Consider the following 22,600-nt stretch of genomic DNA (forward strand, 5'->3'; position numbering starts at 1 on the left):
CTTGCTGCGTCCTTCACTTCCCCTCCAGAGCGCCCGTCCGCGCTGGCTTGCGTTCTCAACCCCGATGGCAGGAACCATGGAACTCCAGATCAACGACAAGACCTACCAGATCACCTCCGATGCCGAGACCCCCCTGCTGTGGGTGATCCGCGATGAACTCGGCATGACCGGCACCAAATACGGCTGCGGCCTGGCCCAGTGCGGGGCCTGTTCCGTGATGGTCGATGGCGAGGTGCTGCGCTCCTGCGTCATGCCCGTCGGCGCCATGGCCGGACGCAAGGTCACCACCATCGAGGCGGTCACCGCCGATCCGGTCGGCCAGAAAGTGGTCGATGCCTGGGTCCGGCACCAGGTGCCGCAATGCGGCTATTGCCAGTCCGGCCAGGTGATGGCTGCGACCGCCTTGCTGAAACAGGTGGCCCAGCCCAGCGACGAACAGATCGTCGGCGCCATGGTCAACCTCTGCCGTTGCGGCACCTACAACGCCATCAAGGCCGCCATGCATGAGCTCTCCGGCGGCACGGGCGCACCTGCAGCCGGTGCTGCGGCCACCACGCCCGCTGCACCGGCCGGCGCCGATGGCGTCAACAAGGCCGCCGTGGCCGCTGCCGCTGTGGTCGGCGTGGGGGCCGTCGCCGCCATCCAGTGGAGCAAGACCCAGAAGGCCAAGGCCGGCAAGGAGCAAGCATGAACCAGCCGCACGATCTTCCCCTGAACGAATTGCTGCCGGATGGTGAGCCGGTCAACGTCTCGCGCCGCCGCTTCCTGCTGGCCTCGGCCGGCACCGCCGCCGGTTCGCTGGTGGTCGGCTTCACCTTGCCGGCCGGCAATGCCCGCGCCCAGGCCAATGCCGCGCCGGCAGCGCCCGGCACGCGCGTGCCGGCCTTCCTGGAAATCCGACCCGACAACAGCATCCACCTGCAAAGTCCCTTCGTCGAAGGCGGGCAGGGCATCTTCACGGCCATGGCGCAGATCGTCGGCGAAGAACTCGATGCCGACCCCGCACGTTTCGTGGTCCACAACGCGCCCGCCAATGACCAGTACAAAGTGATGGACATCGGCATCCGCATCACCGGCGGCAGCATGTCGGTGCGTACCAGCTATCCGACCATGCGGCGTGTGGGCGCACTGGCGCGCCACCTGCTGCTGCAGGCGGCCGCCAATCAATGGCAGGTGCCGCTGGACAGCCTCACCACCGAGCCCGGCCGTGTGGTGCATGCGGCCAGCGGCCGCTCGATCAGTTACGGCGAACTCGCACCCAAGGCGCTGGACCTGCCCAATCCGCCGCTGGAGACCATCAAGCTCAAGGACGACAAACAATTCCGCTGGATCGGCAAGCCGCTGGCCCGGCTCGACGTGCTGGACAAATCCACGGGCCGCGCGCAATACGGCATCGACACGCAAGTCGAGAACATGCTGCAGGCCGCCGTCCAACACGCACCGCGCCTGGGCCTGGAGGTCGGCAGCATCCGCAATGAAGCCGAGGTACGCAAGATGACCGGCGTGCATTCGGTGCATCGCCTGCCGGGCGCTGTCGCCGTGGTGGCCGAACGCTGGTGGAATGCCAAGCGTGCGGTGGAAGCGCTGCAGGTGGACTGGAGCGACCCCGGCCCGGCACCGGATCGCCGCTATGTGCCGGCCGACTTTTCCACCGAAGGGTTTGCCGAGCAGTTGGCCAAGTCCACTGCGGCCGTCGATGAAGCCGAGACCGAAGGCGATGTGACCAAGGCCCTGGCCGGTGCCAAGACCGTGGTGCAAGCCAGCTACCGCAGCCAGTACCTCAATCATGCCCAGCTGGAACCGCCTTCGGCCACGGCCCGCTTCAATGCCGATGGCACGCTGGAGATGTGGCTGCCCAACCAGGCCCCGGAAATGTTCCAGGCCGCCATCGCCAAGCAGACCGGATTGTCCCCGGAAAAGATCACCATCCATTCGCCCTTGCTGGGCGGCTTCTTCGGCCGGCACTTCCTGTACGAGACTGCCATGCCCTTCCCGCAGGCGATCCAGCTGGCCAAGGCCGTGGGCCGCCCGGTCAAGGTGATCTGGAGCCGCGAGGAAGAATTCGCCCGCGATACCATGCGTCCGATGGCGGTGGTGCAGTTCCGTGCCGGTCTTGATGACAAGGGTTTCCCCATCGCCATCGAAGCCATCAGCGCCACCGAAGGGCCGACCGAATCGATTGCCAACAAGCGCAACAAGATCGACCCCACTGCGCTGGAAGGGCTGGCCGGCAAGTCCTATCAGTTTGCCCACAAGCGCATCGGCCAGCGTTTCGTGAAGAATCCGCCCATCGTCGGCTACTGGCGCTCGGTCGGCAATTCGATGAATGACTTTTTCTACGAAGCCTTCCTCGACGAGATCGCCGACAAGGGCGGCCAGGATCCGCTCGATGTGCGCCTGCGCCTGCTGCAGGGAAATGATCGCCTGACCACGCTGCTCAAGGCGGCCGTGGATCTCTCCGGTGGATGGAAGCGCGGTCCTTTCACCGCCCCCGACGGCACGCGCCGTGCGCGCGGTGTGGCCATGGCCAAAGCCTTCGGTACCGAGACCGCAGCCATTGCCGAAGTCTCCATCGAGAACGGCCAGGTGCGCGTGCATGACATCTGGGAAGCCATCGATCCGGGCCGCATCGTCAACCCGGCCATTGTCGAGGCCCAGGTCAACGGAGCCGTCACGCTGGGCTTGTCGCAGGTGCTGCTGGAAGAAGTGGTCTACAAGGAGGGCGCACGGGTGGCACGCAATTACGATCTCTATCCCATCCTGCCGCCGCAGCGCATGGCGCGCGTGCATGTGAAGATCATCGAGAGCGGTGCCAAGATGGGCGGCATCGGCGAGCCGCCCCTGCCGGCCGTGCCGCCGGCGGTGGCCAATGCGGTTTCGCACCTGACCGGCCAGCGCATTCGCAGCATGCCGCTGTCGCATTACACCTTCAAGGCCTGATGGCAGACTGACGCATCCATGACTGATCAAAAAAACGGCAAGCTGCGCGTCTTCCTGCTGATCCTCGCCGCGCTGCTGATCGCCGCAGCGTGGGTCGCCCTGCGCACTCCGGCCTCGCCTTTCGACAGCGCAGCTGCGCCGCCGCCGCCCTCCGCCGCGCTGATCCAGCGCGGCGAGTATGTGGCGCGGCAGGCCGATTGCGTGGCCTGCCACAGCACGCCCAAGAGCAAGCCCTTCGCCGGTGGCCTGGAGATGGCCACTCCGCTCGGTGCCATCTACGCCACCAACATCACGCCCGACCGCGGCAGCGGCATCGGTGACTACAGCCTGGCCGAATTCGACCGCGCGCTGCGACACGGTGTGGCACGCGATGGGCACCGGCTCTATCCGGCCATGCCCTATCCGTCCTACGCCAAGATGTCGGATGAGGATGTGAGTGCGCTCTATGCCTACTTCATGCATGGCGTGAAACCGGTGGTGCAGGCCAACCAGGAGAGCGACATCCCGTGGCCGCTCAATATGCGCTGGCCGCTGGCGTTCTGGAACCTGGCCTTTACCAGCCCGCATCCCTACCAGCCCGATCCGAAACAGGATGCCCTCTGGAATCGCGGTGCCTATCTGGTGCAGGGCGCGGGCCACTGCGGCAGCTGCCACACGCCGCGCGGCGTGGCGATGAACGAGAAGGGGCTCGATGGCGGCCATCCGCTGTACCTGTCCGGTGCGCTGCTCGATGGCTGGTATGCCCCCAGCCTGCGTGGCGACGTCAACACCGGCATCGGCCGCTGGAGTGAAGCCGAGGTCGTGCAATTCCTCAAGACCGGCCGCAACCAGCACGCGGTGGTGTTCGGTTCCATGGCCGATGCCTTCAACAACTCCACGCAATTCATGAGCGACTCCGACCTGCAGGCCATCGCCCGTTACCTGAAGTCGCTGCCGGGCGATCCCAAGCGCGATGGGGAACCGTGGAAATACGATAACGGCACCACCACCGCCCTGGCCGCACAACGCCTGGACAGCCCCGCTGCACGCACCTACATGGCCAAGTGCGCGGCCTGCCATGCGGTCGATGGTCGCGGGCGTGCGCCGTGGATTCCGCCGCTGGCCGGTGCCGTCTCCTCGCTGGCCAAGGAGGATGCATCGGCCATCAACGTGACTTTGAATGGCTCGGTGCGCGTGGTCGCTGATGGCGTGCCCGATTCGTATCGCATGCCGCCCTTCCGCAGCCAGTTGAGCGATGCCGAGATTGCCGACGTGCTCAGCTTCATTCGCAGCAGCTGGGGCAATCATGGCGGTGCGGTCAAGGTGGACGACGTCAAGACTCTGCGCGACCGTACCAATCCGGCCAGCAGCAATCCCATCGTCTTGCAGATGCGCTGAATCGTTTTTTCATGAAGTCCCGTTCGGACCGCTGACCTTTGCAGGCAGCGGTCCTTTTTTCGTGACGGGAGGAAAGAGGAAAAGCTGGCGCGAAGGATGAAAACTTAGAACGCAGTACCGGCCGTCTTCATCGCCGCCACCGAATGCACCGGCGTCAAGGCCACGCCATTCTTGACGGCCAGCACCTCGGCCATCACGCTCACCGCGATCTCGGAAGGCGTCTTGCTGCCGATATAGAGCCCGATGGGCCCGCGCAGGCGCGCCAGGCTTTCTTCGGTCTGCTCGAAGTGGGTGATCAAGCGGTCCTTGCGCGCAGCACTGTTGCGGCGCGAACCGATGGCGCCGACATAGAACGCCGGACTGGCCACCGCTTCCAGCAGTGCCAGGTCATCCAGCTTGGGATCATGGGTGAGGGCGATGACGCAGCTGCGCTGATCGGGACGGAAATCCAGCACCGCATCATCGGGCATGTCGGTGACGATGCGCACGCCCTCCACCGACCAGCTGCCCAGGTATTCCGAACGCGGATCGCAGATGGTCACCGCAAAGCCGTTGAAGAGCGCCATCGTCGCCAGGTATTCGGCCAGCATGCCGGCACCTATCAACAGCATCCGGTAATCTGGCCCCATGGTATGGCGCAGCGTATTGCCATCGAACAGCAGTTCGGCCGGTGACTCGCTGACCTCGATGCGGCTGCTGCCATCATGGCAATCGACGCGGCGACAGACCAGCTGGCCACGTTCCAGCGTACTCACCAGTTCGTCCAGCATGTTCAGCGCAGGATCGAATTCGAGCAGCAGCGCCAGCGTACCGCCGCAGGGCAGGCCGAAGCGATGCGCTTCATCGGCATCGATGCCGTAGCGCACCTGTTGCGGTGATCCTGCCTGGCCCCATGTGGCGGGGCGCTGGCGCAGGTACTGGAACAGCAGGTCGTCCTCGATGCAGCCGCCGGAGACCGAACCGATGAGCCGGCCATCGTCACGGATGGCCAGTTGCGAGCCGACCGGACGCGGCGACGAGCCCCAGGTCGAAACCACGGTGGCCAGCAGCGCGCTGCGCCCATTGCGCCGCCATTCGCGCAGGGCGCGCAAGACCTTGAGGTCGGAAGTATCGTTCATTGCGGCATCAGTTTACGTTCGATCGGAGGTCCAGTCTGCCATGACATCGGCACAGGAACTAATTAGCCGGGCTTATAGACCAATTAAGCCCGGTCCCGCTAATCCCGGTACCAATGATGAGGCAGAATCTGCAAGCTCGCACGCAGTGTGTCCGCATGCCGTTCTGCCGAGGCGCGCGGTAGCGGATGTCGCGGGAATGACTCGCTTGTCGCTGCGATGGTCCCGGAATTTCAGGCAAGAATCATCGCGAAATAGGTCTGTCTTCGCGCGCTGCAAGACGCCACAATCATCCATTTTCAAGACAGGTTGCCCACCCCTGACCTGTTCTTTCTCAACGCCAGCTTATTGGCTCGTTTACTGAGGAGATCCCCATGCCAGTCCACGCTTATGGCGCACACGCCGCCGACAAGCCACTCGAACATCTGGAAATCACCCGCCGTGCCACCGGCCCGCACGATGTGCAGATCGACATCGCCTATTGCGGCATCTGCCACTCCGACCTGCACCAGGTCCGTTCCGAATGGGCCGGCACCCAATACCCCTGTGTCCCCGGTCACGAGATCGTGGGCCGTGTCGCCGCTGTCGGCAACCACGTCAGCAAATTCAAGGTCGGTGACCTGGTCGGCGTGGGCTGTATCGTCGACAGCTGCCAGACCTGCCCGGATTGCGAAGAAGGCTTGGAAAACTATTGCGACAACATGGTCGGCACCTACAACGGCAAGACCGATGACGCGCCCGGCTGGACCATGGGTGGCTACTCGCAGCAGATCGTGGTGCACGAGCGCTACGTGCTGACGGTCCGCCATCCGGAAACCGACCTGGCCGCCGTGGCCCCGCTGCTGTGTGCCGGCATCACCACCTATTCGCCGCTGCGCCACTGGGGTGCCGGTCCCGGCAAGAAGGTCGGTGTGGTCGGCATCGGCGGTCTCGGCCACATGGGCATCAAGATCGCGCACGCCATGGGTGCGCACGTGGTGGCCTTCACCACCTCGGATTCCAAGCGTGCCGATGCCAAGGCCCTGGGGGCCGATGAAGTGGTGGTCTCGCGCAATGCCGAAGAGATGGCCGCGCATGCCAAGAGCTTCGACTTCATCCTCAACACCGTGGCGGCACCGCACGACCTCGATGCTTTCCTCGCGCTGTTGAAGCGTGAAGGCACCATGACCCTGGTCGGGGCACCGGCCACGCCGCACCCGTCGCCGAATGTCTTCAGCCTCATCATGAAGCGCCGTTCGCTGGCCGGTTCGTTGATCGGCGGCATCCCCGAAACCCAGGAGATGCTGGACTTCTGCGCCAAGCACAACATCGTGGCCGACATCGAGCTGATCCGCGCCGAAGAAATCAACACCGCCTACGAGCGCATGCTCAAGGGCGACATCAAGTATCGCTTCGTGATCGACAACGCCAGCATGGCGGCCTGAGGGCCAACGGCTGACCTGATGGCACGGTGAATGAAATCGGGCGGGCACCCACAAGGTGTCCGCCCGATTTTTTGATTACTGAGCGAAGTGGGGGAGCCTCAGTCCCTGACGACTTCACCACCGAGATACTGCGCATCGGTGACCGGCTCCATCCACTCCACGTTCTTGCCATCAAGCAGTTCGGTGATGGCCACGTGCGTCATGGCAGTGGTGTCGGTGGCACCGTGCCAGTGACGGCGTTGGCACGGACACCAGACGACGTCGCCGGCGCGGATCTCGGTGCGCGGGCCGCCTTCGCATTGGGTCCAGCCGACGCCTTGCGTCACGATCAGGGTCTGGCCCAGCGGATGGGTGTGCCACACGGTGCGCGCACCGGGTTCGAAGGTGACGATGGCACCGCCCGCGCGCGCCGGTTCTTCACCCTGGAAGAAACTGTCGATGCGCACATTGCCGGTGAAGAAGGAGGCCGGTCCCTTGGCCGATGGGGTGCTGCCGTTGCGAATGATCTTCATGGAGATGTCCTTTCGTTGGAAGAAGGCCGGCGATCCTGGCGGGCCGTGAGCGCCGCCAGCAAGGCTGCGGCCAGCAGCACGCCTGCGCTGGCAAAGAAAGTGATGTGATGGCCGCCGTGGTCAAACAGCAGTCCGCCCAGGGTGGATCCCAGGCCGATGGCCAATTGCACCAGCGCCACCATCAGCCCGCCGCCGGCTTCGGCATCGTGCGGCAGGGTGCGCGCCACCCACGACCACCAGCCCACCGGTGCGGCCGTAGCGACCAGACCCCACAGCGCCAGCAGCAAGCTGACCGGCAGGACGTGATGGCCGCAGGCCACCAGCGCCAGGGCGATGACGGCCATCAGCAGCGGGATGAAGACCAGCGTGCCGTAGAACGAACGGCGCAGCAGCCGTCCGATGAGCGTAGTACCGATGAATCCGGTCACGCCGATGGCCAGCAGGATCAGCGACAGGGTTTGCACCTGCACCCGCGTTTCGCTTTCGAGGAAGGGGCGCAGATAGGTGAAGAGGGTGAACTGCCCCATGAAGAGCAGGCTCACGCCCGCCATGCCCAGTGCCACCAGCGGTGTCGCCAGCAGGGCCAGTGGATGCGTGGGCGCGGTGTGGCGCGCGGCCGGACGCATGGCCGGCAGGCTGAGCGCCTGCCACAGCAGCGCCAGCAAGGCCACCGGTGCCAGGCACAGGAAGGCGCCACGCCAGCCGATGAGTGCGCCCAAATAACTGCCCAGCGGGGCGGCCACGACGGTAGCCAAGGCATTGCCGCCATTGAAGACGGCCAGTGCACGCGCCACGTCCTGCGGCGGCACCAGGCGGATGGCGGTGGCGGCCGACATCGACCAGAAGCCGCCGATGGCGATGCCGATCAGTACGCGCCCCGCCATGTAGACCGGATAGTTGGGGGCCAGCGCAATGACCGGGCCGGAGATCATCATCAGCGCCGTCAGCCACAACAGCAGCGTCTTGCGTGGCAGCTGCCCGGCCAGGCGCGCAATGCTCAGGCTGGTGAGCACGGCGAAGGCGCCAGAGAGCGAGATCGCTTGCCCGGCCAGGCCTTCGCTCACGCCCAGATCCTGTGCGATGGGCGTCAACAGGCTTACCGGCATGAATTCGGAAGCGACCAGGGCAAAGGCCGTGAGCGTCATCGCGAAGACGCCGCCCCAGTGCGCCTGTACCGGGGTGTCGGCGGCCTGCAGTGAAGAGGTGGTGCAAGAGGAACTGCTCATGATGATGTCGGGCAAGACTGTGCCCGCCGCAGCACGCCGAAGATCAGCATGCACGGGTCGCAGCGCTTGCCGTGGAGAATGTGAAGGCAATCAGTGTCGCGCGCGTGCGCCGTATTGACTAGGTAATCAATCCTTAATTACCCTATTAGAAAAACTAATCAATGAATCCCGTCCCCCTTCGGCACCGACCCCGAGTTTCACAGGCGCGGCCTCCGGCTGATCCGGCTTTATTGCTCACCACAGGAAGGGTGGCTGCATGATCAAACGCAATCTCAATGACTTGCTGGGTTTCGTGACCGTGGCGCGCGAGGGCAGTTTCACGCGTGCCGCCGCCACGCTTGGCGTGACGCAATCGGCGCTGTCGCAAGCCATCCGCGGCCTCGAAGAGCGCCTGCAGATCCGCCTGCTGACCCGCACCACGCGCAGCATCTCGCTCACGCCCGCTGGCGAGCGCCTGATCCAGTCCATCGGCAACCGCTTCGACGAGATCGAGGCCGAGCTCGATGCCCTCACCGCACTGCGCGAAAAACCTGGTGGCACCGTGCGCATCACCTGCGGCGACGGCATGATCCAGCGCGTGCTGCTGCCCAAGCTGGCCCCGCTGTTGCAGCAATATCCCGACATCAAGCTGGAATTCGACATGAGCTACGCCCTGCGCGACATCGTGGCCGACCGCTTCGATGCCGGCGTGCGCTGGGGCAAGACCATCGACCGCGACATGATCGCGGTGCCCATCGGCCCGCCGCTGCGCATGGTGGTGGCGGCCTCGCCCGAGTACTTCACGCGCTATCCGGTGCCGCTGCATCCGAACGACCTGATGGCCCAGGATTGCATCAACCAGCGCATGCCGTCCTCGGGCGGGCTTTACGTATGGGATTTTGAAAAGGACGGCGAAAAGATCAACGTGCGTGTCGACGGTTCGCTCATCTTCAACACCGTGCCGCCGCAGATCGATGCGGCCCTGGCCGGGCTGGGCGTGGTGGTGCTGCCGGAAGACGAGCTGCAATCGCATCTGGAGAGCGGCCAGCTGGTGCGGGTGCTGGAGGACTGGTGTCCGGTCTTCGAGGGCTATCATCTCTACTATCCCAGCCGCCGCCAGCCTTCGCCGGCGTTCTCGCTGGTGGTCAATGCCCTGCGCTACGAAAACCGGCCACGTCAGCCGGGGTGATGACAGGGCGCCTGATTCATAAGCTGGACTGATGACCGCATTCAGGCCGGCGGGACTAATCACGGACCGATGATGCAGCGACAATCAGGCAAGATCGATTGCCTTCGGATTGCCCATGTCTTCCTCTTTCCTGCCGCGCCTGACCGTAGTTGCCGTGCTGATGGCCGGCGCGATGAGCCTCTGCCCGATGACGGCAGCGGCGCAGACCCGTACCCCTGCCAAGAGCCTGCCCATGACCCTGCGCATCACCATCGCCGACACCGTCCTGACCGCGCGTCTCGAACCCGGCCCGGCCGCCCGCGACTTCGCCGCCCTGTTGCCGCTGACGCTGGAGCTGTCGGACTACAACCAGACCGAGAAGATCGCCCAGCTGCCACGCAAGCTGGCCACGCGCGGCGAGCCCGAGGGCTATACGCCGCGCAGCGGGGATATCGCCTTCTATGCGCCCTGGGGCAATATCGCCCTGTTCTACAAGGACTTCGCTTACTCGAAGGGATTGGTCAAGCTGGGCCACATCACCGGCGACATCGCGGTCCTGCGTCAGCCAGGACCGTATATGGCCCTGATCGAGCAGGAATGAATCGCTGCCGCAATCAGGCCGCGTACTTGCGCAAGGCGGCCAGCGGCACGTGCAGTTCCTCGCTGGCGGCGAAGCCTTCCAGCAGGTAATCCACCGCCACCCGCACACGTGGCGCGATCAGCGCCCGGTGCGGGTATTGCAGGCACATCTCGTAGTTGCCCGGATGATGGCTGCGCAAGAGCAGCACCTTCAATCGCCCGCGTTGCAGATAGCGCCACGCGTGATGCACCCCGACTTCGGCGATACCCATGCCGGCCAGGGCCGCCTGGACCAGCGCTTCGGGCGAGGACAAGGTCAGCAGTGCGTGTTCGGTATTCCAGGTCATGATGCTGCCGTCGCTGCCCTGGAAATTCCAGGGTGACACCTTGCCGCCCAGAAACTTGCGCGTGATCAGGCTGTGCTTGTGCAGATCCTGCGGGCGGCGCGGTGTGCCGCGGGCCTCCAGATAGGCGGGGCTGGCGACCAGCGCCAGGTTCAGTTTGCAGATGCTGCGCGAGACCAGCGACGAATCGGCGATGCGTCCGCCCCGGATCGCCAGGTCATAGCCGTCCTGCACCAGCTCGCTGAGGCGGTCATCGAAATCCACTTCCACCGACAAGGCCGGATAGCGCTGGCTCAGGCCGGGCAGCAGCGGCAGCAACTGTTCGCGGCCGAAGGCCGCACTGGTGGAGATGCGCACGCGTCCGGTCGGTGTCGCGCGCGCCGCCACCACGTCATCGGTTGCCTGTTCCAGTGCATCGAGCGCAATGCGTGCCTGACGCAGGAAGGCACTGCCTTCCTCGGTCAGGTTCAGGCTGCGCGTCGTGCGGTTCATCAGACGCACGCCCAGCGCAGTCTCCAGCCCGGCCACATTCAGGCTCACCGCAGCTGAGGAGATGCCGAGTATCCGCCCGGCGCCGGCGAAGCTGCCGCTATCGGCGGCCTGCACGAAGGAAATGATGGCGCGTACCCGTTGCGACGTATCCATGGCCGTTGCTCCCCGAAAAATGGATTGATAAGTTCATCTTGATGAATCCTAAAGGATTGCACCGCTACCGTCATGTAATCCATTTGCGCAGAATGAGCCTGTTACGTCATTCCCCGGTCCCGAACAGTTTGATTTATCCACAGGAGAAAACATGAACATCAGCATCGTCTTCGACAGCGGCTACGGCCATACCGAAAAACTCGCCCAGTCCGTGGCGCGCGGCGTGGAGGAAGTCGCAGGGGCTCACGCCACCCTGGTGCCGCTCGCCGCCGGCAGCGTGGACTGGGCTGCCATTGCCGCCAGCGACGCCATCATCTTCGGCTCGCCGACCTATAACGGCACCATCTCGGCGCGCTTCAAGCAGTTCATGGAAGACTCCACCCGCCAGTCGTGGATCCCGCAGGCCTGGCGCAACAAGGTCGCGGCCGGCTTCACCAATTCCGGCGCGCTGCATGGCGACAAGCTCAATTCCCTGGTGACCCTGGCGCTGTTCGCGGCCCAGCACGGCATGCTCTGGACCGGGGTCGATCTGTTCCCCGGCAAGAGCGGTGATGAACTCAATCGCATCGGTGGCTGGCTGGGTGCCATGGCGCAATCGGACGATGCCCCCGCCGAGATCACGCCCGGTGCCAGTGACCTGGCGACGGCCGCCTATCTGGGCAAGCGCGTGGCCGAGGTGGCGGCGCAATTCGCACGCGGCCGCGCCTGATCCCCGGACCAGCGCCCTCACCATCAAGGAATCCGCCATGACACAAGCCTCCGCAACCGATGCCCTGTTCGACATGCTTTCCAGCGTTGCCCCGGCGCTGGTCGATCGCACCCGCAAGCACGTCGTGGATGAACTCTGGAACCGGCCCGGCCTGGCCCCGCGCGAGCGGGCGCTGGTCACGGTGGCCGTGCTGGTGGCACGCAATGCCACGCTGGCCTACCCGCATTATTTCAACAAGGCGCTCGACAGCGGCGTGTCGGCCGATGCGTTGAGCGAAGTGCTGAGCCACCTGGGCCCGTACGCCAGCCTGGCCAATGCCTTTGCCGCCATCGGCGCGGCGCGCGACGTGCTGCACCAGCGTGGCTTGCAGGTCGACTTGCAGGCGGCCGCGGCACCGCAATTGCTGGCCTTGGACGATGTCGTTCCGCCGACCCTTCAGGAAGCGGTCTTCGGGATCGATGAGATGGCAGCATCATCACCGGCGCTGGCGCACTTCACCGGATCGGTCCTGCAGCGGATGATCTGGTGCCGTCCCGGCCTGGCCGCGCGCGAACGTGTGCTGGTGACGCTGGCCGCGCTGGCGGCACTGGGCCAGACTGAGCGGTTCCCGGGCTATCTGGCCCTGGCCACGCATCATGGCTTGCGCAGTGAGCAGCTGGGCGAGGCGATGGCACATGTGGCCTTCTACGGTGGCTGGGGACTGGCGCAAAAAGCGGCCGCAGCGCTCAGGCCTGCGCCCTGATCCAGATATCAGTTTTCCCGATATCCATCATCGGTTTTCAGGATTGGCGTAATAACTGGACGGTCCGCATCATGCAGACCTGTCCAACAATCCGCCAAGGAAAATCATGTCTGCCATCACCACTCAAGCCGCCATCATCTGGCCGGCCGGCTATCTGGCCGGTACCACCGACAACTATGTTTCCAATGAAGTGATCATCGCCGGTCTCTCGGCGGCCCAGGTGTGGCCGTTGCTCAACGACACGCGCGCCTGGCCCGGCTATTACGGCAATGCCAGCGAGATCCGCTTCCATGATGGCAGCGGTCCGCTGCTGTCGGCGGGCGCTCGTTTCCGCTTTACGACCTTCGGCTTTGCGGTCGAAGCGAAAGTGACCGAATACCTGCCGCCCCAGCCTGGCCAGGCCGCTCGCATCGCCTGGCACGGCTGGGTCGAAGGCGATGCCGCGCAGCGTCTGGATGTCCACCACGCCTGGCTGTTCGAAGACCTGGAGGGCGGCCGCGTGCGCATCCTCACGCAGGAGACCCAGAACGGCCAGCCCGCGCGCGAGCTGGCAGCCACCTTGCCCAATCCCATGCTCAACGCCCATCAGGAATGGATCACCGGCCTGGCGCGGGCAGCGGCTGAGGCCGCCACGCCGCGCTAAGGATCAACGCAGCGGCACCAGCCCGGCCGTGGCAAACAGCAGTTGCCGTAGCCAGCGCTGCGCCGGATCGCGGTGCGTGCGCTCGTGCCACGCCGCCGTCTTGGTGAAGCCGGTGATCTCCAGGGGCGGCGGCAACAGCTTCAGGCCCTCCACCCCGGCCACCAGCCGGGACGGCACCACGGCCACCAGGTCGGTGCTGCGCAAGATTTCCGGCAACACCAGGAAGCGCTTCACTGACAGGCTCACGCGCCGCTGCAGGCCGCGCTGCGCCAATGCTTCATCGGTGACGCCATGGAAGGGATCGCCCGCATACGACACCAGCGCATGATCCAGCGCGCAGAACTGCTTGAGCGAGAGCCGCTGTCCCCGCACCACCGGATGATCCTCACGCATCGCGCAGACGTAATGCTCGTCGAACAGCCGCCGCGCATGCAGGCCCGGCGGCGTATCCTGCGGCGTGGTCAGTGCCAGGTCGATCTCGCCGCGCTCCAGCCGCTCCTGCAGCGGTGCATCTTCCATCGACGCCAGCGCCACGCGGATGAACGGGGCATGCTGCTTGAGCGCCGTCAGGAAGGGCAGGGCGACCGCGCGCAAGGCATAGTCGGTGGCGGCGATGGTGAAATCCAGATGGGCCGTGGCCGGATCGAAGACCGGCGGATGCAGCAGGCCATCGATGTCGCGCAGTACGCGCTGCACCGGTTGCGCCAGTTCCAGCGCCCGTGGCGTGGGCACGATGCCGCGCTGGCTGCGCGCAAACAGGGGATCATCGAAACTTTCGCGCAGCCGCGTGAGGATGCCGCTCATGGCTGGCTGGCTCACCCCCAGCCGCGCCGCCGCACGCGTGACGTTGCGTTCATCGAGCAGGGCGGCCAGTGCCTTGAGCAGGTTCAGGTCGAGGGTACGGAGGTCCGGTTTTTTCATGCGCGCAGAATCAGCAGGAAGAGATCTCGCATGGTAGCAAGCCCCTGCGACAAATTGCCACATTCAACAAGTGGTCATACCAGATTATGCTTGCCGCTCCTGATTTCCCATGCGGCATCCAGGGGACGGCAGCGCAGCTGCCGGGGGAGGCCGCATGCTCTGCCTATACCAAGACCAATACAAGACCAATGACGACTCACTCCGCCCGCCGGCCCGGGCCGCAGCATCGCGCACGACCCGTGTTCAAACTCACCGCCCTGTCCGGCCTGCTGGCCCTGGGCGCCGCACCTTGGGCGCTGGCGCAATCGGCCAGCGCCGCTGAGGATTCTTCACTGACGCTCGGTACCGTGGAAGTGAGCGCACGCCGCAGTGGTCCGCTGCAACTCAACAACGTGCTGACCTCGGTGGACCTGATCGGGGCCGACCGCATCCAGCAACAGCAGGTGCAATACAACTGGGAACTGTTCGCGCAGTCGCCCGGCGTGATGCTGACCCAGTTCCGCCAGGGCAATGAATCGGGCAAGCTGTCCTTCCGTGGCTTCAATGGCGAGGGCGAGGTCAATGCGGTCAAGCTGCTCATCGACGGCATCCCCAGCAATGACAATGCGGGCGGCATGCCCTTCCTGGGCACGCTGTTCCCGCTCGATATCGCCCGCATCGAGGTTGTACGCGGCACCAACGATGCGCGCTACGGCCTGCACAACATCGCCGGCAACGTCAACATCGTCACCCGCCAGGGCGGCAACTACGACGAGGCGCGCCTGACCTACGGCAGCTTCAACACGCGCCAGGTGCAGGTGGTCAAGGGCGTGGAAAACGGCAACTGGTCCCAGAATTATTTCGTCGGCTACGAAAAATCGGATGGCTATCGCGACCATGCGCAGGCCGAGAACATCGCCTTCTCCGGCAAGTGGTTCTACACCAGCGATGATGGCCGCTATCGCACCGGCCTGAGCATCCGTCATGCCAATGCCTATGCCCAGGAACCGGGCTACCTGACGGCCCAGGATGCGCGCAGCAACCCGACTTCGTCCTATGCCTATGCCCAGTCCGATGGCGGCAACCGCCAGATGGACCAGGTCAGCCTGCACTTCGATGGCGACATCGATGACCAGCTCTCGGTCGGTGCCAGGCTCTATCTCAATCGTGTGCGTGACCAGCGCTGGCTGCGCTATTCCTCCACGACCTCGCAGCAGGAGCGCGTCATCGACGAGACCCACTACGGGCTGTTGACCAATGCCACCTATCGCCCCCGCTGGAAGGCGCTCGAAGGCATGAGCGACCTGGCACTGGAAGGCGGCTTCAGCATGGAGCGCCAGGAAGACCAGAGCCCGCGCTACAACACGGTCAACCAGGTACGCGTATCGCAGACGCGCGACCATCATTTCGTCTTCGATACGGTGGGTGCCTATGTACAGGCCGTGATCAAGCCGGTGGAGTCGCTGCGCATCATCCCCGGCTACCGGGTCGACCATGTGGGAGGACGTTTCAACGATCCCTCGCGCGGGGTGAGCTATGGCATCCAGGATTACGGCTACATCCGCCAGCCCAAGCTGAGCGTGGTCTATGCACCGATCCGCGAGGCCAGCCTGTATGCCAACTGGGGCCGCACCTTCCAGGTCGGCGCGGGCGCGGCGGCCTACAAGTCCAACAACAATGACCTGCGTCCTTCCATCAATGACGGCTGGGAAACCGGCGTCAAGTTCACGCCGGTGGACTGGCTCGATGGCCGCGTGGCGGTATGGGAGCAGCGTGCCTCGGATGAGGTCAAGCGACGCCTGAACGATCCCACGGGCGATTCGGAAAACGTGGGACGCACGCAGCGCAAGGGTGTCGACCTGCAAATCAATCTGCGCGCCAGCAAGCGCACCACGCTGTGGCTGGCGTATTCGCGCCAGCGTTCGGAAATCATCACGCCGGACCCGACCGCACCCAACACCCTCGGCAAGGAAATCGACCACGTGCCGCGCCAGGTGTATTCCGGTGGCATCGATTACCAGGCCACGGCGGACCTGAAGCTGTCGGCCTCGGTCAACGGCCAGGGCAGCTACTACCTGACCACGGCCAATACCGGCGGCAAGTACGGTGGCTATACGCTCTTCAATGCCAGCGCGACCTATCAGGTCAACGACAAGCTGAGCCTGGAACTGCAGCTCAAGAACCTGGCCAATCGCTACTATGAATATGTCTGGATCAACGACCAGACCCGGCATGCACCGGGGGATGGGCGGGCGGTCTACCTCTCTGCCAATGTGAAGTATTGAGCAAAAAATACGGAAGGGCAGGCAGCCGCAGTGGCTGCCTGCCCTTCTTTTTTTTCTGCTTATCGGGCAGCGATCACGGTCATCTCGACCAGCAGATTGGATGCGCCCAGTCTGGCTTCGAGCGTAGTACGGGCCGGCGCGGTTCCGGCAGGCACCCAGGCATCCCACACCGCATTCATGGCGGCAAAGTCGGCGATGTCGCGCAGGTAGATGGTGGTCGAGAGGATGCGCTCCCGGCCGGTGCCGGCTTCCTGGAGCAGGGCATCGATCCGGGCCAGGACTTCGCCGGTCTGGGTCGCGATGTCGGCCTCGGCATGCGGTCCGCCATTGGCGGTCTGGCCGCACAGGTAGACCAGGCCGCCATATTGGACGATCTTGCTCATGCGCGCATTGGTGTGTTTTCTCTCGATGCTGTGGTCGGTGGTGCTCAAGCGATTCTCCTGTCAACGATGGATCATGTCACTGCCATGGGGCTGCCCCGGATCATTCCGGGGCCAGCGGTTCGGTATCGGCCAGTGCCGCCAGCGAAGCCAGCGCAATGGGTTTGAGGGGCGTGCGGATGTGATAGGCGCCGACTTCCTCGGGCGACTTGTGCAACGCCTGCGCCAGCATCTGCGTGACGGTCAGGCCGCACATGCGTCCCTGGCAAGGACCCATGCCGCAGCGGCTGAAGAACTTGGTCTGGTTCGGCCCTTGGCATCCCAGGCGCGCCATCTCGCGGATCTGGCCGGCCGTGACCTCTTCGCAGCGGCATACGATGGCCTCGTCCGGCGGCTGCGCGAGCCATTGCGGCGGACGATAGAGTGCGTCCAGGAAGGGACGGATCCGCAGATGCCGGTCACGTTCCGCCTGCGCTTCCCGCACGCTGGCGGCGCACGTGGGCGCATCGATTTTGCCCACGGCCAGTGCGGCATGGGCGGCCGCAATGACGCCCGCCGGTTCTGCCGCACGGGCGCCCGCAATAGCGGCACCGTCGCCGGCAATGCGCAATCCGGGCAGGGAGGTCTGGCCGCCTGCGTCCACTACCGGCGTCCAGCAGAGATTGATGGCATCCCACTGGTGATCGAGGCGCAGCTGGCGGCTGAGCTGCGTATTGGGTACCACCCCGTGATGCAGCAGAACGACCTTGGCCGCCAGCGTGTGGCGCTGTGGTCCGATATTGAACTGCACCTGCTGTACCTGATGCTCGCCCTCGATGCGCAGCTCGCTGGCACCTTGATAAAGCGGTACGCCAGCCCGGCGCAAACGCCACAGCATCTTCAGACCCTTGATCAGATAGTGCGGCGCGCCCAGCGCTGCGGGCAGATGACGCAGGGCGCGGCGCAGGTTTTCGCGGGGCGCTGTCTGCACCACGGCCGCGACTTCGGCCCCCGCCTCCAACAACTGGCAAGCCACCAGCAACAGCAGCGGGCCCGCACCGGCCAGTACCACCGGCCCCTGCGGCACCGAGGCCGAGGTCTTCATCGCGATCTGCGCGGCACCGGCGTTGAGCACGCCCGGCAAGGTCCAGCCCGGCACCGGCGAAGGCCGTTCCATGGCGCCGGTAGCGGCAATGATCTGGCGCGCCCGCACGCGTGAGGAACGCTCATCCTGCTGGAACGTGACCACCAGATCCTCGGTGATCTCCCAGACCAGGGCACCGCGACGATAGTCCACGCCGCATTGCTGCAGGCGCTCGGCGAGACTGCGTCCATGGCGGTAGTCCGGTCCCAGTACTGCTGCTACCCTGGGCGGCACTTGCGTGACATTGCGATAGATCTGGCCGCCCGGGTGGCTCTGCTCATCCAGCAGCAGCGTCTTCAGACCGAGCGCGGCCGCATGCAGCGCGGCGGACATGCCGGCCGGCCCGGCACCGATGATGATCAGATCGTGAGTGGGGGCCATCATGCCGGTTCTCCCACGTGACGCGCGCCGTCGGGCAGGCGGACCTGCATCCCTGCATGCACCTGCACCATGCAGGATTGCACGTTCTGGCGGCCATCGACCTCGACCAGGCAATCGAAGCACACCCCCATCAGGCAGAAGGGGGCGCGCGGACTGCCCGAGACCGGCGTATGCCGCAAGGGGACGACGCCCGCATTGAGCAGGGCAGTGGCCAGGCTTTCACCTGCGCGTGCCCGGATGGTCTTGCCATCGACCAGGATGGCAATGTCGGCGCGCTGGTCTTCACTGGCCGTCAGCATGGACTTGAACATGGAATCGCTCCGCTTTGAAGGTGGAAATGGCGGCTGGCTCGGCCGCACCCCGGATCCAGTCCGCCAGGGGACCGGCGTGCATGGCGGCCAGCGTGATGCCGCTGTGGCAGGTCACCAGGAAGGCTCCCGGGCATTGACGTGATTCTTCGTAGATCGGGAAGCCGTCCGGCGTCATCACCCGCAGCGCTCCCCAGGTACGGACCACGTTGGCCCCGTCGAGCAGCGGAAAATATTTACGCGCGCGATGGGCGATGTTGGCCAGCTGATCGATCGAAGTGCGGTCATCAAATCCGACGTCCTCCTTTGAATCGCCGATCTGCACCACGCCCTCGCCGGTCTGCCGCACGTGCCCCGACGGATGGCGCAGGAAGGGCTGCATGCGTTCGGTCACCAGCACCTGTCCGCGATTGGGCGCGACCGGGGCATGCAAGCCGACCATCGGGCCCAGCGTGCGGTTGCCCAGCCCGGCCGCCAGCACCAGCTTGCCGGCGACGTATTCCTTGCCGCCCGCCTGCACGTGGAAGCGGTCGGCACGATGGACGATCTGCTCGCAGCGCACGCCATTGCGCAGGATGCCGCCCAGCGTGTGAAAGCGCTGTACCAGCGAGCGCAGCAGGCGCAGCGGGCTGACGTGGCCGTCACGCGGACCGTAGACCGCACCGACCACTTCCGGGCCGATGTGCGGCGAGAGCTGTTTCAGCGCGACCGGATCGAGGACCTCGAAGGGGTAGTCACCGACGGCGGCGCGCAGGTTTTCCAGCTTCCGTACGTAGGCCCGCAGTTCGTCCTCGTCCAGGAAGAATTGCAGGCCGCCGATCTGCTGCAGCTCCAGGTCGATGCCGTTGGCCGCCGTCAGTTCTTGCGCAAAGGAGGACCAGCGCAGCACCGAGGCCATGCTCCAGCGCGCATAGTCGGGCCGTTCTTCGCCCTTGCCCTGCACCCAGACCAGGCCGAAATTGCCGCGTGCGGCACGAAAGGCATCGTCGCCCTCGTCCAGCACCAGCACTCGTTCGCCGGCTTTGGAGAGGCCGTAGGCGATGGACATGCCCACCACGCCGCCGCCGATGACCAGCGTATCGATATCCGTTGAAATCATGATGTCTTTCCAGAGAGAATCCGGTCCAGCCCGTAGAAGCGTTCCAGCAGCGCCATCAGCACCAGGGTCAGCACGATGAGCACCGTGGAGACCGAGGCCAGCAGCGGATCGATGGTGTTGGCGATGTGGTTGTACATCTTCACCGGCAAAGTCTCGGTACCGGCGGAAGCGACGAAGATGGACATGGTCAGTTCGTCGAAACTGTTGATGAAGGCAATGATCCAGCCCCCCGCCACGCCCGGGATGATGAGCGGCAGCTCGACCCGGCGGAACACCGTCCAGGCCGATGCACCCAGCGATTGCGCGGCCTGCGCGATGGTGCGGTCGAAGCCGGTGGCTGCGGCTACCACCAGGCGCAGTACGTAGGGCAGCACGATGACCGTGTGCGCCACCGTGAGGCCCCAGGCGGTACCGGGCGAGCCCAGCAAGGTCAGCAAGCGCAGCAGTGCGATGCCCAGCACGATGTTGGGCACCATCAGCGGCGACAGCAGCAGCCCCAGCAAGGCATCGCGTCCGGGAAAGCGATACCAGGCGATGGCCATGCCGGCCGGCACCGCCAGCAAGGTGGCCAGCGTGGCTGTCGTGACGCCCAGCGACAGGCTGCGATAGAAGGCCGTCATGAAACTGTCTTCGCGCAGGATGGCACCGTACCAGCGCAGCGAGGCGCCATCGAAGGGCAGCGAAATATAGCCCTTGTCGGTGAAGGAAACGCAGACCACCATCACCAGCGGAGCCAGCATGAAGGCCGCAAAGGCGAAGTGGAACAGCAACAGCGGAAGCGGAGCGCGCGTCTTCATTGGAACACCTGCCTGTAGCGGCGCTCCACCAGGCGGTTCACGCCCAGCGAGACAGCCAGCACGATCACCAGCAGCACCACCGACAGCGCCGCCCCCAGTGGCCAGTTCAGATTGCCGAGGAATTCGTCATAGATGGTGGTCGGTACCACTTTCAGTCGTCGTCCGCCGATGATGGCCGGCGTGGCGAAGGCGCTGGCCGCGAGCGAGAACACGATCAGTCCGCCCGAAAGCACGCCCGGGATCACCTGCGGGAAGACGATGCGCAGCATGATGGTTCCCAGTCCCGCGCCCAGCGATTCGGCAGCCTGTTCGGTGGCCGGATCGAGCTTCTGCAGCGAGGCCCAGACGGCCAGTACCATCATCGGTACCAGCACATGCACCAGGGCGATCACCACGCCGGTAAAGGTGAACAGCATCTTGAGCGGTGTCTCGATGAGACCCATCGCCATCAAGGCCTTGTTGATCACGCCTTCGTTGCCCAGCAGGATGGCCCAGCCCAGGGTACGGACCACCACCGAGATCAGCAGCGGGCCCAGCACGATCACGATGGACACCGCCCGCCATCTTTCCGACAGGCGCGACAGCACATAGGCTTCCGGTACGCCGATGGCAATGCAGATCAGGGTGACCACCAGCGCCAGCCCGAAGGTGCGCAGGAAGATGCTCTGGAAGTAGTCATCGGTGGCGATGTCGAGATAGTGAGTGAGCGTGAGTTGATCGCCCGTGCCGCCACCGGCCACGAACGGAAAGAAGCTCAGCGACAAGGTCACCACCAGCGGCAGCACCACGAAGGCCAGCGTGAGCAGGGCCGCCGGTGTGCCCATCCAGTAGGGCAGGGCACTGCTGCGGGCGGTCATCGCGCGGCTCCCGCACGGGGGACCACGTGCGCGTGTTCCGCGGCCCAGCGCAGGCTGACCGTATCGCCTTCGGCCGAGCTGGGGGCCCCCTTGTTGGACTGGCTGATCTGCACCAGGCCCAGCGGGGTCTGCACCTGATAGAGCCAGTGATTGCCGAGGAATACGCGTGCCTCCACGCGCCCGGCCAGCATGGCGGTTTCCGGCGTGGTGAATTCCAGCTTTTCGGGACGCACGATGTATTCGACCTCGCCGTGGGTGGCCGGATCGGAGGCGGGCAGGCGATAACCCTGGAGTTCGACGCAGTCGCGGCCCTGCATGCGGGTGCCGGCAAACACGTTGGCCTTTCCCAGGAAGGTCGAGGAAAACCGTCCGTTGGGTTGTTCGTACATGTCGTAGGGGCGGCCGATCTGTTCGATGCAGCCCTTGTTCATCAGCACCACGCGATCGGACAGGGTCATGGCCTCGGCCTGGTCATGCGTGACCATGATGGTGGTCACACCCACACGGTGCTGCAGGGCACGCAGTTCGATCTGCATTTCTTCGCGCAGCTTGGCATCGAGCGCGCCCATCGGTTCATCCAGCAGCAGTACCGGTGGCTGGATGGCCAGGGCGCGTGCCAGCGCAACCCGTTGGCGCTGGCCACCGGAGAGCTCTTTGGGATAGCGTTGCGCCAGCGCAGCCAGGTGCACCAGCTCCAGCGTTTCCGCCACCCGCCGGTTGCGCTCGCCGCTGGCCAGGCCCTGCATCTCCATGCCGAAGGAGACGTTCTGCGCCACCGTCATGTGCGGGAACAAGGCGTAGTTCTGGAAGACGATACCGAGGCCGCGCCGGCTGGGCTTGATGTCGGTGATGTCGCGGCCATCGAGCAGGATGCGTCCGCTGCTGGGCTGCACGAAGCCGGCGATCATCTGCAGCGTGGTGGTCTTGCCGCAGCCCGAGGGGCCCAGCAGGCTGATGAATTCGCCCTTGGCCACCGACAGCTCGCACTGTTCCACGGCCACCACATCGCCGTAGTGCTTGGACAGGCCATTCAATTGAAGAAAGCTCATGGAGGGAATCCCCTGGTC

The 22,600-nt window shown here is 65.0% G+C and carries 22 protein-coding genes; 10 read left to right on the forward strand and 12 right to left on the reverse strand.

Annotated elements, in window-relative coordinates; genetic code table 11:
• Positions 1-76 precede the first annotated feature (76 nt).
• From JOD78_RS22875 to JOD78_RS22885, 3 genes are read left to right on the forward strand one after another with little or no spacing between them, the layout of a single operon-like run.
• Entirely contained in the window at positions 77-691 is a 615-nt protein-coding gene (locus JOD78_RS22875) for a (2Fe-2S)-binding protein (RefSeq protein ID WP_209569450.1), read from the forward strand.
• The gene (locus JOD78_RS22880) at positions 688-2,940 is read left to right on the forward strand and encodes a molybdopterin cofactor-binding domain-containing protein (RefSeq protein WP_209569449.1); all 2,253 of its coding nucleotides are present in this window, start codon (positions 688-690) and stop codon (positions 2,938-2,940) included. The genes JOD78_RS22875 and JOD78_RS22880 overlap by 4 nt, the downstream gene beginning before the upstream one ends.
• A gap of 18 nt (positions 2,941-2,958) precedes the next feature.
• On the forward strand, positions 2,959-4,317 hold the full coding sequence (locus JOD78_RS22885; protein WP_209569447.1) for a cytochrome c: 1,359 nt from the start codon (positions 2,959-2,961) through the stop codon (positions 4,315-4,317).
• 104 nt (positions 4,318-4,421) lie between these two features.
• Here JOD78_RS22885 and JOD78_RS22890 read toward each other — a convergent pair whose 3' ends face one another.
• Positions 4,422-5,435 carry an XdhC family protein gene (locus JOD78_RS22890; RefSeq protein ID WP_204726868.1) on the reverse strand — a complete coding sequence of 338 codons (1,014 nt, stop codon included), beginning with the start codon at positions 5,433-5,435 and terminating at the stop codon, positions 4,422-4,424.
• Positions 5,436-5,806: 371 nt separating this feature from the next.
• Between JOD78_RS22890 and JOD78_RS22895 the strand changes: the two genes are divergently transcribed.
• Positions 5,807-6,856 (forward strand): NAD(P)-dependent alcohol dehydrogenase, encoded by a 1,050-nt coding sequence (locus JOD78_RS22895; RefSeq protein WP_209569446.1) that lies wholly within the window; start codon positions 5,807-5,809, stop codon positions 6,854-6,856.
• A gap of 98 nt (positions 6,857-6,954) precedes the next feature.
• On the opposite strand, the gene JOD78_RS22900 is transcribed toward JOD78_RS22895, so the two are convergent.
• Together JOD78_RS22900 and JOD78_RS22905 are read right to left on the reverse strand one after the other, a co-directional pair.
• Positions 6,955-7,368: a cupin domain-containing protein gene (locus tag JOD78_RS22900; protein WP_034334724.1), complete on the reverse strand. Its 414-nt coding sequence runs from the start codon at positions 7,366-7,368 to the stop codon at positions 6,955-6,957.
• Positions 7,365-8,594 (reverse strand): MFS transporter, encoded by a 1,230-nt coding sequence (locus JOD78_RS22905; protein ID WP_245202255.1) that lies wholly within the window; start codon positions 8,592-8,594, stop codon positions 7,365-7,367. The genes JOD78_RS22900 and JOD78_RS22905 overlap by 4 nt, the downstream gene beginning before the upstream one ends.
• Positions 8,595-8,850: 256 nt before the next feature.
• Between JOD78_RS22905 and JOD78_RS22910 the strand changes: the two genes are divergently transcribed.
• Positions 8,851-9,762, forward strand: a complete 912-nt coding sequence (locus tag JOD78_RS22910) for a LysR family transcriptional regulator (protein ID WP_209569444.1) — start codon at positions 8,851-8,853, stop codon at positions 9,760-9,762.
• A 115-nt stretch (positions 9,763-9,877) separates the two neighbouring features.
• On the forward strand, positions 9,878-10,342 hold the full coding sequence (locus tag JOD78_RS22915) for a cyclophilin-like fold protein (RefSeq protein WP_134134303.1): 465 nt from the start codon (positions 9,878-9,880) through the stop codon (positions 10,340-10,342).
• Positions 10,343-10,355: 13 nt separating this feature from the next.
• Here the strand turns inward: JOD78_RS22915 and JOD78_RS22920 are convergent, their stop codons facing one another.
• Positions 10,356-11,309, reverse strand: coding sequence for a LysR family transcriptional regulator (locus JOD78_RS22920; RefSeq protein ID WP_209569442.1), 954 nt, complete (start codon positions 11,307-11,309; stop codon positions 10,356-10,358).
• A gap of 151 nt (positions 11,310-11,460) precedes the next feature.
• On the opposite strand from JOD78_RS22920, the gene JOD78_RS22925 reads away from it, so the two are divergent.
• The 3 genes from JOD78_RS22925 (at position 11,461) to JOD78_RS22935 (ending at position 13,403) form a co-directional block, all read left to right on the forward strand.
• Positions 11,461-12,018 carry a flavodoxin family protein gene (locus JOD78_RS22925; protein ID WP_209569440.1) on the forward strand — a complete coding sequence of 186 codons (558 nt, stop codon included), beginning with the start codon at positions 11,461-11,463 and terminating at the stop codon, positions 12,016-12,018.
• Positions 12,019-12,055: 37 nt separating this feature from the next.
• Positions 12,056-12,760, forward strand: coding sequence for a carboxymuconolactone decarboxylase family protein (locus JOD78_RS22930; protein WP_209569438.1), 705 nt, complete (start codon positions 12,056-12,058; stop codon positions 12,758-12,760).
• Positions 12,761-12,866: 106 nt separating this feature from the next.
• Complete coding sequence (locus tag JOD78_RS22935) at positions 12,867-13,403, forward strand: SRPBCC domain-containing protein (protein ID WP_209569436.1); 537 nt, start codon at positions 12,867-12,869, stop codon at positions 13,401-13,403.
• Between the two features lie 3 nt (positions 13,404-13,406).
• On the opposite strand, the gene JOD78_RS22940 is transcribed toward JOD78_RS22935, so the two are convergent.
• Positions 13,407-14,324 carry a LysR family transcriptional regulator gene (locus JOD78_RS22940; RefSeq protein WP_209569434.1) on the reverse strand — a complete coding sequence of 306 codons (918 nt, stop codon included), beginning with the start codon at positions 14,322-14,324 and terminating at the stop codon, positions 13,407-13,409.
• Positions 14,325-14,563: 239 nt separating this feature from the next.
• On the opposite strand from JOD78_RS22940, the gene JOD78_RS22945 reads away from it, so the two are divergent.
• Positions 14,564-16,588, forward strand: a complete 2,025-nt coding sequence (locus JOD78_RS22945) for a TonB-dependent receptor (RefSeq protein ID WP_348534279.1) — start codon at positions 14,564-14,566, stop codon at positions 16,586-16,588.
• A gap of 59 nt (positions 16,589-16,647) precedes the next feature.
• Here the strand turns inward: JOD78_RS22945 and JOD78_RS22950 are convergent, their stop codons facing one another.
• Genes JOD78_RS22950 through JOD78_RS22980 form a run of 7 tightly spaced genes read right to left on the reverse strand, consistent with a single transcriptional unit; the run spans position 16,648 to position 22,582 of the window.
• Positions 16,648-17,019, reverse strand: coding sequence for a RidA family protein (locus tag JOD78_RS22950; RefSeq protein ID WP_083859679.1), 372 nt, complete (start codon positions 17,017-17,019; stop codon positions 16,648-16,650).
• Positions 17,020-17,071: 52 nt separating this feature from the next.
• A complete protein-coding gene (locus JOD78_RS22955; RefSeq protein ID WP_134134311.1) occupies positions 17,072-18,475 on the reverse strand; it encodes an FAD-dependent oxidoreductase in 1,404 nt (467 codons plus the stop codon).
• Positions 18,472-18,783: a (2Fe-2S)-binding protein gene (locus tag JOD78_RS22960; protein ID WP_204726876.1), complete on the reverse strand. Its 312-nt coding sequence runs from the start codon at positions 18,781-18,783 to the stop codon at positions 18,472-18,474. Before JOD78_RS22960 ends, JOD78_RS22955 begins: the two co-directional genes overlap by 4 nt.
• A complete protein-coding gene (locus JOD78_RS22965) occupies positions 18,755-19,879 on the reverse strand; it encodes an FAD-dependent oxidoreductase (RefSeq protein ID WP_134134313.1) in 1,125 nt (374 codons plus the stop codon). The genes JOD78_RS22960 and JOD78_RS22965 overlap by 29 nt, the downstream gene beginning before the upstream one ends.
• Positions 19,876-20,676, reverse strand: coding sequence for an ABC transporter permease (locus tag JOD78_RS22970; RefSeq protein WP_199725045.1), 801 nt, complete (start codon positions 20,674-20,676; stop codon positions 19,876-19,878). The genes JOD78_RS22965 and JOD78_RS22970 overlap by 4 nt, the downstream gene beginning before the upstream one ends.
• A complete protein-coding gene (locus JOD78_RS22975) occupies positions 20,673-21,533 on the reverse strand; it encodes an ABC transporter permease (protein ID WP_121040957.1) in 861 nt (286 codons plus the stop codon). The genes JOD78_RS22970 and JOD78_RS22975 overlap by 4 nt, the downstream gene beginning before the upstream one ends.
• The gene (locus JOD78_RS22980) at positions 21,530-22,582 is read right to left on the reverse strand and encodes an ABC transporter ATP-binding protein (RefSeq protein WP_199725044.1); all 1,053 of its coding nucleotides are present in this window, start codon (positions 22,580-22,582) and stop codon (positions 21,530-21,532) included. Before JOD78_RS22980 ends, JOD78_RS22975 begins: the two co-directional genes overlap by 4 nt.
• Positions 22,583-22,600: the final 18 nt, after the last annotated feature.

Origin of the sequence: Herbaspirillum sp. 1130, assembly GCF_017833835.1 — a bacterium.
Lineage (GTDB): Bacteria > Pseudomonadota > Gammaproteobacteria > Burkholderiales > Burkholderiaceae_D > Herbaspirillum > Herbaspirillum huttiense.

Coding starts and splice junctions, on each gene's coding strand:
- JOD78_RS22875 (WP_209569450.1), top strand. CDS start 77: ATGGAACTCCAGATCAACGACAAGACCTACCAGATCACCTCCGATGCC.
- JOD78_RS22880 (WP_209569449.1), top strand. CDS start 688: ATGAACCAGCCGCACGATCTTCCCCTGAACGAATTGCTGCCGGATGGT.
- JOD78_RS22885 (WP_209569447.1), top strand. CDS start 2,959: ATGACTGATCAAAAAAACGGCAAGCTGCGCGTCTTCCTGCTGATCCTC.
- JOD78_RS22890 (WP_204726868.1), bottom strand. CDS start 5,435: ATGAACGATACTTCCGACCTCAAGGTCTTGCGCGCCCTGCGCGAATGG.
- JOD78_RS22895 (WP_209569446.1), top strand. CDS start 5,807: ATGCCAGTCCACGCTTATGGCGCACACGCCGCCGACAAGCCACTCGAA.
- JOD78_RS22900 (WP_034334724.1), bottom strand. CDS start 7,368: ATGAAGATCATTCGCAACGGCAGCACCCCATCGGCCAAGGGACCGGCC.
- JOD78_RS22905 (WP_245202255.1), bottom strand. CDS start 8,594: ATGAGCAGTTCCTCTTGCACCACCTCTTCACTGCAGGCCGCCGACACC.
- JOD78_RS22910 (WP_209569444.1), top strand. CDS start 8,851: ATGATCAAACGCAATCTCAATGACTTGCTGGGTTTCGTGACCGTGGCG.
- JOD78_RS22915 (WP_134134303.1), top strand. CDS start 9,878: ATGTCTTCCTCTTTCCTGCCGCGCCTGACCGTAGTTGCCGTGCTGATG.
- JOD78_RS22920 (WP_209569442.1), bottom strand. CDS start 11,309: ATGGATACGTCGCAACGGGTACGCGCCATCATTTCCTTCGTGCAGGCC.
- JOD78_RS22925 (WP_209569440.1), top strand. CDS start 11,461: ATGAACATCAGCATCGTCTTCGACAGCGGCTACGGCCATACCGAAAAA.
- JOD78_RS22930 (WP_209569438.1), top strand. CDS start 12,056: ATGACACAAGCCTCCGCAACCGATGCCCTGTTCGACATGCTTTCCAGC.
- JOD78_RS22935 (WP_209569436.1), top strand. CDS start 12,867: ATGTCTGCCATCACCACTCAAGCCGCCATCATCTGGCCGGCCGGCTAT.
- JOD78_RS22940 (WP_209569434.1), bottom strand. CDS start 14,324: ATGAAAAAACCGGACCTCCGTACCCTCGACCTGAACCTGCTCAAGGCA.
- JOD78_RS22955 (WP_134134311.1), bottom strand. CDS start 18,475: ATGATGGCCCCCACTCACGATCTGATCATCATCGGTGCCGGGCCGGCC.
- JOD78_RS22960 (WP_204726876.1), bottom strand. CDS start 18,783: ATGTTCAAGTCCATGCTGACGGCCAGTGAAGACCAGCGCGCCGACATT.
- JOD78_RS22965 (WP_134134313.1), bottom strand. CDS start 19,879: ATGATTTCAACGGATATCGATACGCTGGTCATCGGCGGCGGCGTGGTG.
- JOD78_RS22970 (WP_199725045.1), bottom strand. CDS start 20,676: ATGAAGACGCGCGCTCCGCTTCCGCTGTTGCTGTTCCACTTCGCCTTT.
- JOD78_RS22975 (WP_121040957.1), bottom strand. CDS start 21,533: ATGACCGCCCGCAGCAGTGCCCTGCCCTACTGGATGGGCACACCGGCG.
- JOD78_RS22980 (WP_199725044.1), bottom strand. CDS start 22,582: ATGAGCTTTCTTCAATTGAATGGCCTGTCCAAGCACTACGGCGATGTG.